Genomic DNA, 11,555 nt, shown 5'->3' with positions numbered 1-11,555 from the left:
GGTGACGCTGATCGAATCGATCGACTGGCTGAAGAGACGATTGACATCGCTGGGCCGTCGGACGCAACCGTCGTGCTCGGCCACGTCTTTACCGACGAGGAATATGCCGAATCCCTCGATCGACTTGGATTCGACACGACGAGTGGAGAGGTATCACCGGACGATGTAGCGAGCCGACACGCTACGATCCGTGAGCTCATCGGTCAGCTTGACGAGACCGGCGTCGAACATGCTGTCGGCGGTGCGATCGGCGGCCACGGCGACAGCATCGTGGGGCTGGCGGAAAAAGCAGATGCCGATCTTGTTATCGTTGGCGGCCGGCAGCGCTCGCCCGCCGGTAAGGCAGTCTTCGGCTCTACTGCTCAGGAAGTGATGCTTTCCGCACCCTGTCCCGTAACATTCGTGCGTGCCGATACATCCTGAGCGCTTCTACAGATCCAACTATTCACCAATAGCGGCTGAGACACAACCCCGGTTTGCCGTTCAGGGTGGATTCTCGAACATACGTAGACAGCTGGATCAATCGCCACGTTTTTGAGAGACTGGGCGAACGCGCGGCGTGGAATCCCTGAGCTGAGCAATCGTTTCCTGCAACGTGCTTCGACTCACCAGCGAGAAGCCGATAACGACAGCGAAAAAACCAACGACGGTCACAGTGTCGATCGTGGGTAGAGCCACTTCTTCTCGCCATCGACGGTGATCTGTTTCTCGTCGACGGCGACCCGCGACGGCTCTGCCTGGGCCACCGAGCAGATAGATGCTGACCGCGCTCATCTCAGAGCCGAACTCTGGATGCGGGAACGTGCTCCCGGTATTCATGACCTCCAGCAGGCCGTTCTTGCACAGTTGGAAGACTTCGACCAGAACGGCCTTCTCGATGTTCTCACGGTTAACACATGGAGAGAGTACATCGCGACGGCCAGTAGCGGATATCCGGATGGGACCGCATCGACGGCACTCGACAAAGCCCACGAGTTCGAAGCGTGGGCTGACCAAAACAGCCACAGTCTCTAGTCCGGGTTCCAGCGTCGCGAACAGTCGTCACTGGCTACCGACACCACTCAAGAAGTCATTGCACCGCCGATGCTCTATCTTGCCGTCTACGAAGACGAGACCCTCCGCGAGGTGTCGCCGTACTCGGGTCCTGCCAGACACCGCACGATCACTGAGTTCCTCAACTCACTCGGCGCATCCGATACCTCATGACCAGCGAGTATCTGTATCAACACAAATCGCCTCGCACAAAATTCTCCGAATCGAATTTCTTCCGGGGGATATCTGCTCCTCTTTTCGCTGGTTTGGTACTCTGCACCAGCAGTACCTTCATTATAGAACATATATTTTCTCACCAGAATACTTATCACACTTAACAGCGATCATGATGGTCAAGGGGGAGAATGTGATAGACCTGACTGGTGCCAATCGGGCTGCAGACGGCACGTAGGTAGAGCGAGCGGCATGCAGAGCGATGGGTGAGGTCGTCTCTCCTCGATCAACCCACAGCAAGCAAATGACGGATACATATACGTGCGTGGTAACGGGTGCATCGCGAGGGATCGGCCGCGGGATCGCTGAAACGCTCGGCGATCAGGGTACTAACGTCGGTGTGAACTACCGATCATCGGAGGCCGACGCCTACGAGGTGGCTGACGCGATTGAGGACGCGGGCGGGAGCGCGACTCCACTCCAAGCTGACGTCGCCGAAGACACCGCGGTTGAAGCGATGTGCGATGCAGTTCATGATGCGTTCGGGCCGGTAGATGTCCTCGTGAACAACGCGGGCATCACTGTCGATCGAACGTTTGAGAATATGACTCGCGCGAACTGGGAGCGCGTAATCGACGTGAATCTCGGTGGGGTCTACAACTGCACGCAGGCGTTCTACGACGATCTGCGCGAGGCGAAACACGGCCGGCTCATCAATATCTCATCGGTGGTGGGACAAGAGGGCAACTACGGCCAAGCCAACTACGCGGCCACCAAAAGCGGGCTGTTCGGGTTTACCCGGACTCTCGCGCTCGAACTCGCCAGTTCGGGCACCACCGCGAATTGTGTCGCGCCGGGGTTCGTCAAGACCGACATGCTCTGTGACGTGCCTGATGATGTTCTGGAGAAGATCCTCCAACGTATTCCCTTGGATCGCTTCGCCGAGGTCGACGATGTGGCGGGGATCGTCGGATTTCTTGCAGGAAAGGAGTCGGCGTACATGACCGGTCAAATCCTCGGCGTTAACGGCGGGATGGAATGGTAACGTGGTGACCGAAGACCCAGCCGCCGTCCCCGACGAGACCGATGCTGAGGCTGACACCGAAACGGACACCGTCGACGCCGACGTTGTGGAGTCGCCGACCGAGGAACTCCGTTGGCGGCGCGCGGAGGCAAAGCGTGGCGGCGGCACCGAGCGCATCGCGGCCCAACACGACCGGGGAAAGCTCACTGCACGCGAGCGGATCGACTACTTCCTTGATGACGGCACGTTCTGCGAGGTCGGCCAGTTCGTCGAACACCGCTCGACCAACTTCGACATGGACGACAAGCAGTACGCAGGCGATGGCGTCGTCACCGGCTACGGTGAGGTCGATGGCCGCACCGTGTTCGTCTTCGCCCACGATTTCACCGTCCTTGGTGGATCGGTCGGGGAGGCGGTCGCCGACAAGATCTGTACGGTGATTGACAAGGCGATCGAGAACGGCGTTCCGATCATCGGGCTGAACGACTCGGCGGGCGCACGCATCCAGGAGGGGATCGACTCGCTCGCAGGCTTTGCGAAGATCTTCCGGCGGAACACGGAGGCAAGCGGACTCGTTCCGCAGATCTCGGCGATCATGGGCCCCTGCGCTGGCGGGGCGACCTATTCGCCCGCGCTGACCGACTTCACGTTCATGGTCGAGGACACCTCCCACATGATGATCACCGGCCCGGACGTGGTCGAAACCGTGACGGGTGAGGAGATCTCGATGTCCGAGTTGGGCGGGGCGACCACCCACGCCACCGAGAGCGGCGTCGCGCACAGGACGTGTAAATCGGAAGAGGACGCACTCGACGACATCAAGCGCCTGCTTTCGTATCTCCCGCAGAACAACGTCGAGGATCCACCGGCGGTCGAGCCGTGGGACGATCCCGAGCGTGATTCGCCGATGGACGGGATCGTGCCCGACGAACCCCGGAAACCTTACGACGTGACTGCAGTCATCGACGGCATCGTTGACGAGGGGTCGTTCTTCGAAGTTCATGGTGACTTTGTCCGGAACCTCGTGACGGGGTTCGCGCGGATGGACGGCTCTCCGATGGGCGTGGTCGCGAACCAGCCGTGCGTCAACGCGGGCACCATAGATATCGAGGCGAGCCAGAAGGGCGCGCGGTTCGTCCGGTTCTGTGACTCGTTCAATATTCCTGTCCTGACGTTCGTTGACGTGCCGGGATTCATGCCGGGCACCGATCAGGAACACAACGGCATCATCCGCCACGGCGCGAAACTGATCTACGCGTACGCCGAGGCCACGGTGCCGCTGTCGACGGTCATCCTCAGGAAGGCGTACGGTGGCGCGTACATCGTGATGGGATCGAAGCTGCTGGGCGCGGACACCAACTATGCGTGGCCTGGTGCGGAAACCGCAGTGCTGGGGCCGCGCGGTGCAGTCAACATTCTCTATAGTGACAAGATCGCCGCCGCGAACGATCCGGAAGCGACGCGCCAGGCGCTGATGGACGAGTATCGCGAGGAGTTCGCGAATCCCTACTCGGCCGCCAAACGTGGCTACATCGACGACGTGATCGAACCGTGCGAGACGCGCGAGCGCCTGATCCGCGACCTCGGGATGCTCGATCGCAAACGGATCGACAGTCCGTCGAAAGACCACGGTAACATCCAGCTCTGATGGACTCACGCTCCACAGAAACGATGGAAGTAGCTCAGAGCAATCCGTCGCGTTCAAAGAAGCGTTCGACGTTATCGGTCCAACCTATGCTGAGCGGCTCCACGACGCGGGTATCGAGACGCCCGGCGATCTGGCGGCTACCACTGCCGAAACGGTCACAGATCTCGCAGAGATCGCCGGATCACAGGCGGAAGAACGGATCGTTCAAGCTGCCGAGGCCGCGGAGGAATCCTATCTATCGGACGGCACTCAGCCGATTCTCGGTAGGATCAGAGCCCTGATCTCGATTCATTCCGGATTTCACTACTGTGCTGCGCTTCGAAGAGGATGAAACAGAGAATGACTATCTTGTAACCAATCATTCCCCCTACCGCTGAGTAGATGTGAATAACAAACAAACACATGACTCTTTCCGTGTGAGTTCGAAAATCAAGAGACGATGACGAGCCATATCTACGAGTGTGTCAACTGTGAAAACCAAATATGTACCGACAAAGGGGCCTCAGTTGCCTGTCCGGAATGTCGAAGTGTGATGAAGCGCATCCATCAGTAGCAAGGAAGAAAGATTAGAACACAGGATTGATCGTTCGATCTGGGCCCTGCTCCTCATCCGCTCTCCGATAGTACACCGGATTCACGCTCGGCTTGGCAACTTTTCCCTACGCTCGCTGACTGGTCAGCGAGCAGTAGGTAGTGACATCGAACAGCGGTTCCCAGTCGAGATTTGATGCTCGTTTACTGTGCTCGGCGTTACTCGTCTTCCGCCGTGGTTTGAGCAAGCTTTCGCGGCATTCGAAGCAGTCTTCTCGGCTCTGTTGAATCGCCATAAGGCGATGGAATTCACTGTTTCACAGCTCGTTTGATGTTATAGACGACACACATCAGCGCAATCTCCCGAAACTCACGGAACCAGGTACGCGCTCGCACGGCGTAGCCGAGCGAGCGCTTCACCGCCGAGTTCACGGTTTCGGTCATCGACCGCTGTGCGTAGAGATCCTCGTCGATTCGGGCGTTGTGGGCGTGATCGTACGGTGCGCGGATGCAGTGCTTGATGAGTGGGCGAATCTCGATCTCACGCAGCCGTTCGCGGAGAGTGGTCTTGTCGTAACCCTTGTCCGCAGCGAGAGTCCGCAGATCGCCCGCGTTTCGGCGGGCGATCTGCTCACAGAGGTCGGCATCGCTCCCTTCCAGCGTCGTCGAGCAGTGTACGTCGAGGACAGCTTGGGATTCTGTATCGACGAGTTTCGTGACCTTGAGCGTCTGTACGTGGTAGTTGGTGCGTTGGCAGTAGTGGCGGCTGGCGCGGTCGCGTTCGTAGAACGTGGCGTCGAGGGCAGCGTGTTCGGATGGATCGTGCAGCTGCGCCGACTGGCGCAGCAGCACTCGACAGAGGCTCATCTCGATCCGGTCGAGTGCTTTACATAACGTCGACGGCGCAGGGAGATCGGCCGCGTCAAGGCCGATCTCCCCGGTTATTTGCGGCATCTCCTTCAGTAAATCGATAGTCATGCGGTAGGACGTATCGAGGTAAATCCGAAGACAGTGGAGGGAAACGAAGGCGTAATCGGCGAATCCGCCGCCACCGTCCGGGGCGGCGGATTCGTCTCCATCGCCAGTAACTCTTTGAGCAACCGGTACAACTTCCTCGGTGAAGCGGGAGATTTGCGTCATGGACAACTCAAGTCTCCCGCTTCAACGCCTTTGATTTAGCGACCCATCCTGCCGCTGTCTAGTGATTCAACAGAGCCGTCTTCTCCGATAGCCGCAACGTTGATTCGTTCAAACACCTCGTCAGCGCGCTGATTCTCGCCGAAGCGCAATGGACGGTTGGCGAACTTTCCCGTGGGATTTCGCGTCCCGACGCGGACGCGAAATCCCGCAGAGCCTACGACTACTTCTTCGGTGGTGCTGACTGGTCGGCCACCAACCTCGCCCAATGCCACGCTGAGTACGTCTTTGACCAACTCCAGGTCGGTGCCGGTGACGACGTACTCCTCCACATTGACGATACGTTCGCTCCGAAAACCGGCGACGCCACCGATGGCGTCGCCCGGTTGTACAATCCCGTCGCTGCTGAGACAGAGTTGGGCAACAAGCTCGTCACTTCCTGCCTCCAGGTCGGTGACGTCTACGTTCCTTACCTCGCGCGGATGTACGTTCCAGAGGAACTTGCGCCGGATTTCGACGAGCCGTTCAAGAAAAAGACCGAAATCGCCGTCGAAGATATCGTCACGCCGCTCCAGCTGCCGGCTGGAGCGGCTCTCACCGTTGTTTTCGACTCCGCGTACTACGGCGACAAGAGAGTTGTCGCTATCCAAGACCAAGGCCATGACGTCGTTTGTCGGCTGAAATCCGACAAACACGTCTCTCTACAGGGAGCCGTCTGGACCCAACGCGTCGACGCGAGGGCGTCGACGCTGGAATACGAGTCGACGACGATCACCGTCCGTGGAAAGGAGAAAACCTACGACGTCGCGAGCGAGATCGTCGAAATCGACGACGTCGGACCGGTGAAAATCGTCGCAAGCAAGACGGACGATACAACTCGGCACTATTTGAGTACGGATCTCGGCCGGTCAGCGGCCGAGATCCTCGAACTCGTCGAGCACAGATGGAACATCGAGACGGTCCACGAGGAGTCCAACGCGAAGTTCGGCTTCAAGCAGTACCAACTGGAGCGAAAACAGGCGATCGAGCGCTACATCCAGTTGGTATTTCTCGCCTGGACACTGGTAACGTTCGCTGAGCGGGCGAACGTGGCATTTTGGGAAGAACGAGGCGGACTGAGCGTCCGCCTCGATCATGCCAAGGAGGCGTATCTTGTCGAGACGTTGCTCGAAATGACCGAAGAGGTCGCTCCGTCGCTCCCGCGAGCGGAGCGACGGGAGCAACTGCATGAACTGGTGCGTGAATTCTCGTGGTCCTCTTTCGCGAATTTCTTTCTTACAGCCTTCAAGACATATACTGCACTGAATGAGCGATCTGGTTTCTACATCGACTTGGTTTGAAGGGACGCTCTCGATAAAACGAATACAGCATCTCTGTCCAGATTACGCCTATCTCACTGACTCAAACGATCTTGCCAAGCCGAGATTCACGGAGAAATTGTAATTTAAATACAAATAAATCCACGAGTTGATCTGTGGATGAAGCCCGTAAGCTGATACTATGGCTGGTCAATCTTGTTCCCCCCAGTTGGGATCTGTGCGGGCAACAGTGGCCATTTGCTCGGTAGCCGAGCCTAATTTGGCCCCGATGTACGCTCGAAACCGGGCGAGTTCCGTCGTGATCGGCCCACGACCGATGATCGCGAAGCCGCACACGATCGTCACGAACCCGGCGATCGTGAGCGGCGAGATTGTCTCCCCGAGGAGTACCCAGCCACCGAGTGTCGCGACGATCGGGACCACATAGAAAATCATGTTGCCGCGGATCGCGCCGACCTCGTCCAAGAGCCCGAAGTACGCAATAAAGGCAAGCGCACCCGAGAACACGCCAACGTAGCCGAGCGCGACCAGCCCCGCCGGTGTCCACTCGATTAACGCTGGCTGTTCGCCGGCTGCGAGACTCATGAAATGACAGAGTAGTGCCCCGATCGGGAGCCCCCAAGCGGTACGGACACTGCTCGGTAGCGACGAATCCGCCCGTCGAATGAGAACCCCTCCTAGCCCACCGCACACGGCCCCAGCAAGGAGCACGGCCTTGCCAATGACGGCTCCATCGAACAGGTTGGTCGGGTCGATGCTGGCGACCAGCACCACACCGACGAAGCCAAGCAGCATTCCGCCGGCATCGTAGCGGGAGAAGCCTTCGTCTGACACCAACACGGCTGCGAACACCGGTGTCAGGATGGGGTTGAGACTCATAAAGATCGCCCCGACGCCACTGGTCACGGACTGCTGTCCGACGAAGATGAACGCGTTCGTCAAACCGATCGTGAACACACCGGCAGCGAGAATCCCCGCAACATCAGCGCGGGTCCGAGGGAGCCACTTCTCTCGGGGAAATCGCACAAGCACGTACGGAAGCATCAACGCCGTCCCGATATCGAACCGGAAGGCGACGAAGAGCAAGGGAGGGAAATACGCCAGTCCACCCTTGGCAGCAACGAAGGTTCCCCCGAAGAGCGTGCTCGCGACGACAAAGAGGCCAAGTACACGATACCGTGACGCCATTACGCGCTGTCCCGCCAACACAGTAGGTCCGTTCGTTCGCCACTCGTCCAGTCGTCCAGCACAGTATCGACCTCCATTGGATAATAGCAGGTTAGAGCGGGCACCTCATATATTCTTTCAGAAAACTATTCAGAGATTGAATGTGTGTGGAGCCGTGGCTGGTATTCATACTATGAATATGTTTCAAGGTACGAAAATGCTATACACGAACGGCGGTCAACCCCCACTATGGATGCTGCACTCGAAGAAATCGAGTTCCTCGCACTGTCGGCGAATCGCGTCGAGGTACTCACCGTTCTCACGGAGGATGCGTACACGCGTCGTGAGCTCGGAAACCACACTGATGCCTCACAACCAACGCTCGGACGGGTGCTCAACGATCTCCGGAACCGACAGTGGATAACTCGCGACGGCGAGGCCTACACTGCAACGGCGACCGGTCAGCTCGTCGCAGCACAGTTTACGGAGCTGTGGGAGACCGTACAGACGGAGCTGAAACTCCGGGAAGTCGTCGAATGGTTGCCGGCGGAACCACTGGGATTCGATGTTCGACGACTCAGTGACGCCACGATCACGGTCCCGAGCCAAACGAAGCCGGGCGCACCTGTCCAGCGCGTGCTCGAACTCCTCCGTGCGTCGAACCACGTCAGTATTTTTTCGCACGCGTTCAACGAACGGAGCCTCGCTGTCGTTCATCAGCGGACACTCGCAGGCGACCAAACGTTCAAGGGGGTATTTTCGCCGGCCGCCGTCGACGCACTCGCTCACGACTCGTCGCTGCGCCAGCAGCTCCAGGATTTGCTCGCTTCTGAGGACGCCGAGATCCGTCTCCATACCGACGCCATCCCACTTGCGGTGACGATCACCGATGACGTGACCCATCTGTTGTTGCGCGACGAGGATGGACTGTTGCGAGCGGCCGTGGATACTGACGACGAACACGTTCTTTCGTGGGCGCACGAGCGACACGAGCAGTACTGGAACGAGGCAACGCCACTCGATCCTGCAACGCTGACCGACGAGTAAGAGCGAGCCACGGCTCCGTATTGGACAGGGAACTCTCGGTGTCTCGGATTCAGCGCGAGATCTGCGATGTCGAACTCGGTTCGTCGTCGGTGCCGCCGTCGGATAGATGGGTCCTCGAAACAGCACTCCGACTCACCAACGATCACGTACCGAAGAGCGAATACCCCATCACTCGAATTTCATCGGCTCGAATTCACGGATCGTCTCGAACACCACGCTCGCATTCGTCCGCTTGATATCGGGATTAGTCACGAACGCATGGACTTGCTCGTTCATTTCGTTGGGATTTTCGCACCGTCCGACTGCAACCAAATCATAGCCACCAGTAACTCGATAGATAGCCATCAACCGCTGCTTTTCTCGAAGCCTGGCGGTAGTCTCAGTCAGTGCATTGACCACAACATCTAACTCGAAAATCGCGGTCACATCCAATCCGAATGCTTCGTAGTTTAGACGAGGAATATACCCTGTGATGACGCCGGTGTTCTCGAGGTGCCGAACGCGATCCTGAATGGTCGAGACGGGGACACCGAGTGTTTCCGCAAACGTATTCAGACCGCCCCACTGCTCTCGAGAGAGGGCATTCAACAGCTGGATATCGATGTTTCGGAGATTTGTGTTTTTCATTAATGAATGTATAATGAGTATCGACTGTGGTGCGCTCTTACAAGAGCGGCGGAGATATATTGGGATTTATACTGCATCTGTTCCACGAACGTCGTTTCGAATCTGAGCAGCGTTCTCTACTGGCATGACGAACACCTTTCCATCACCGGGTTCGCCAGTCGCGGCACGTTCAACGATGGCATCAACGACATCCTCGGCGGCGATATCCGCGACGACGCATTCGACTTTGACCTTCTGGTGGAGGTCAACCATGTACTCTTCGCCGCGCCACTGGCCTTTCTTCACTGGTTGACTCCCACGGCCGGAAACGTTCGTGACTGTTAACGACGGTGCACCGACCTCCGCGAGCGCACTCTTGACCGCGCCGAGTCTGTCCGGCCGGACGATCGCCATTACCATCTTGATGTCGCCGTCATTTGGGGTTCCCCCGTCAGTACGAATTTCTTCACCTGCGGACGCCGAGTAGACCCTGCCACCGTCGGCGACCGGGCCACCCGAATCGCCGAGGCCGAACTCGGGATAGGTGTCGACGCCGTGTTCGGCGCTATCGAGCCCGTCGCGCTCATGCTCAGGCGTGACACGAGCTTGGCCAAGTGCCTTCAGCGCGCCGAAAATCAGCGCTGTGGCCGCGATGGTCCAAGCACCGATAACGACGACGAGGGCGACCTGGCCGACCAGTGCGCCGATCGAGAACCCGTCGACTGCGATGAACGGGAACAGCAGTGCGCCGAGAACGCCCGCACTCCCATGAACGGGAAACACCGCACAGACATCGTCGATTTTCAGGCGCTTTTCGACGAACTCGAAGACCACCGGAAGCTGCGCACCAGCGAGCAGCCCCGCAAGCAGGCCACCCCACCACGTGATCGCGTCGGTGGTGGCGGTGATGGCAACCAGTCCGGCAAGCATTCCGTTAGCGACGTATAGTGTATCGACTTTCTCGGTCTGGACGAACGAGACTGCGCTAGCCCCGATAGCCCCCGCAGCCATCCCGAGTGTCGTCGTGAGTGCAACCCGGCCCACATAGCTGAAGTCGCCGAGCTCAATGGTACCTTCGGCGACAGCCAGCGGCGCAGCCGCGGTGCCAACGTTGAACCCGTACCAGCCGAAACACAGGATCAACGTTCCGAGTACCGCGAACGTCATCGAATGGCCAGGAATCACGTTGACGCTTCCATCACTATTGAACCGACCCATGCGCGGACCGAGAACCCACGCAGCAGTCAGTCCGGCAATACCACCCAGTCCGTGGACGATCATTCCACCGGCGAAGTCCTGATATCCCGTGCCGAGTAGACCGGTCTCGGCGAGTAGACCGCCGCCCCACGTAAACCCGACCACGACGGGATAGATAACCGCTGCGAGCGCTACGGTGTACGTGACGTACGCGCGGAGCTTACACCGACCTGCGACGGCCCCGCTTACGATGGTGGCTGCGGTCATCGCAAAGACCGCGCCGAACAGCCACGAGATCCATGCGTCCGACCCGCCACCGATGTAGGAGAACGCACCACCCAGCCCGGCTGTACCCGTCAGTCCGGCCGTGATGTTGGCGATGCCCTGCCCGAGCAGGAAGAACACGATGACGCCAATCGACCACGTCAGCATATTCTTCGTGAGCTGGTTGGCGACGTTTTTCGCCCGGACCTGTCCGGCTTCCAGCATGGCGAAGCCTGCGTGCATGAAGAAGATCAGGAACGTGACTGTGAGTACCCAGACGTTGTTGACCCCACTTGCCACCGCTTCAAGGTCGACACCCGACTGGAGGAGAATCAGTACCTCACAAAGCTCGTCGGTTGACTGCTTCTGAGATGAGAGTTCGGTGGAGAGATCGGTGCCGAGCAACTGC

11 protein-coding genes and 1 pseudogene are annotated in these 11,555 nt (G+C 58.5%); 7 read left to right on the top strand and 5 right to left on the bottom strand.

Going from position 1 to position 11,555, the window contains the following annotated elements:
• Window positions 1–423: universal stress protein (locus PHA81_RS20425; RefSeq protein ID WP_273838672.1), on the top strand; the 423-nt coding region annotated here is incomplete at its 5' end.
• Window positions 424–668: 245 nt separating this feature from the next.
• Here PHA81_RS20425 and PHA81_RS20420 read toward each other — a convergent pair.
• Window positions 669–737 (bottom strand): annotated as a pseudogene (locus tag PHA81_RS20420) (IS6 family transposase); the annotation flags it as partial.
• Window positions 738–792: 55 nt separating this feature from the next.
• Here PHA81_RS20420 and PHA81_RS20415 point away from each other — a divergent pair.
• From PHA81_RS20415 to PHA81_RS20400, 4 genes are all read left to right on the top strand, one after another.
• The gene (locus tag PHA81_RS20415) at window positions 793–1,014 is read left to right on the top strand and encodes an HTH domain-containing protein (RefSeq protein ID WP_005046553.1); all 222 of its coding nucleotides are present in this window, start codon (window positions 793–795) and stop codon (window positions 1,012–1,014) included.
• Window positions 1,015–1,510: 496 nt separating this feature from the next.
• Entirely contained in the window at window positions 1,511–2,251 is a 741-nt protein-coding gene (locus PHA81_RS20410; protein WP_273838668.1) for a beta-ketoacyl-ACP reductase, read from the top strand.
• A gap of 85 nt (window positions 2,252–2,336) precedes the next feature.
• Window positions 2,337–3,878 carry an acyl-CoA carboxylase subunit beta gene (locus PHA81_RS20405; protein WP_273838679.1) on the top strand — a complete coding sequence of 514 codons (1,542 nt, stop codon included), beginning with the start codon at window positions 2,337–2,339 and terminating at the stop codon, window positions 3,876–3,878.
• Window positions 3,826–4,209 (top strand): helix-hairpin-helix domain-containing protein, encoded by a 384-nt coding sequence (locus PHA81_RS20400; RefSeq protein ID WP_152424548.1) that lies wholly within the window; start codon window positions 3,826–3,828, stop codon window positions 4,207–4,209. Before PHA81_RS20405 ends, PHA81_RS20400 begins: the two co-directional genes overlap by 53 nt.
• A gap of 509 nt (window positions 4,210–4,718) precedes the next feature.
• Here PHA81_RS20400 and PHA81_RS20395 read toward each other — a convergent pair.
• Window positions 4,719–5,549: an IS5 family transposase gene (locus PHA81_RS20395; RefSeq protein ID WP_273838665.1), complete on the bottom strand. Its 831-nt coding sequence runs from the start codon at window positions 5,547–5,549 to the stop codon at window positions 4,719–4,721.
• Window positions 5,550–5,677: 128 nt separating this feature from the next.
• On the opposite strand from PHA81_RS20395, the gene PHA81_RS20390 reads away from it, so the two are divergent.
• Entirely contained in the window at window positions 5,678–6,886 is a 1,209-nt protein-coding gene (locus tag PHA81_RS20390) for a transposase (RefSeq protein WP_337958946.1), read from the top strand.
• A 168-nt stretch (window positions 6,887–7,054) separates the two neighbouring features.
• Here PHA81_RS20390 and PHA81_RS20385 read toward each other — a convergent pair whose 3' ends face one another.
• Entirely contained in the window at window positions 7,055–8,053 is a 999-nt protein-coding gene (locus PHA81_RS20385) for a DMT family transporter (protein WP_273838664.1), read from the bottom strand.
• Between the two features lie 228 nt (window positions 8,054–8,281).
• On the opposite strand from PHA81_RS20385, the gene PHA81_RS20380 reads away from it, so the two are divergent.
• Window positions 8,282–9,079, top strand: coding sequence for a transcriptional regulator FilR1 domain-containing protein (locus tag PHA81_RS20380; RefSeq protein ID WP_273838661.1), 798 nt, complete (start codon window positions 8,282–8,284; stop codon window positions 9,077–9,079).
• Between the two features lie 168 nt (window positions 9,080–9,247).
• Here the strand turns inward: PHA81_RS20380 and PHA81_RS20375 are convergent, their stop codons facing one another.
• Window positions 9,248–9,667, bottom strand: coding sequence for an Lrp/AsnC ligand binding domain-containing protein (locus PHA81_RS20375; protein WP_273838659.1), 420 nt, complete (start codon window positions 9,665–9,667; stop codon window positions 9,248–9,250).
• 105 nt (window positions 9,668–9,772) lie between these two features.
• Window positions 9,773–11,482, bottom strand: coding sequence for an ammonium transporter (locus tag PHA81_RS20370; RefSeq protein WP_273838673.1), 1,710 nt, complete (start codon window positions 11,480–11,482; stop codon window positions 9,773–9,775).
• Window positions 11,483–11,555: the final 73 nt, after the last annotated feature.

The sequence above is a fragment of the Halococcus sp. PRR34 genome, from assembly GCF_028617175.1.
In the GTDB taxonomy this organism is placed as follows: Archaea; Halobacteriota; Halobacteria; order Halobacteriales; family Halococcaceae; genus Halococcus; species Halococcus salifodinae.
Note: the sequence above shows the minus strand (reverse complement) of the source record. Positions and strands in the feature narration are given on the sequence as shown.

Coding starts and splice junctions, on each gene's coding strand:
- PHA81_RS20415 (WP_005046553.1), top strand. CDS start 793: ATGCGGGAACGTGCTCCCGGTATTCATGACCTCCAGCAGGCCGTTCTT.
- PHA81_RS20410 (WP_273838668.1), top strand. CDS start 1,511: ATGACGGATACATATACGTGCGTGGTAACGGGTGCATCGCGAGGGATC.
- PHA81_RS20395 (WP_273838665.1), bottom strand. CDS start 5,549: ATGACGCAAATCTCCCGCTTCACCGAGGAAGTTGTACCGGTTGCTCAA.
- PHA81_RS20385 (WP_273838664.1), bottom strand. CDS start 8,053: ATGGCGTCACGGTATCGTGTACTTGGCCTCTTTGTCGTCGCGAGCACG.
- PHA81_RS20380 (WP_273838661.1), top strand. CDS start 8,282: ATGGATGCTGCACTCGAAGAAATCGAGTTCCTCGCACTGTCGGCGAAT.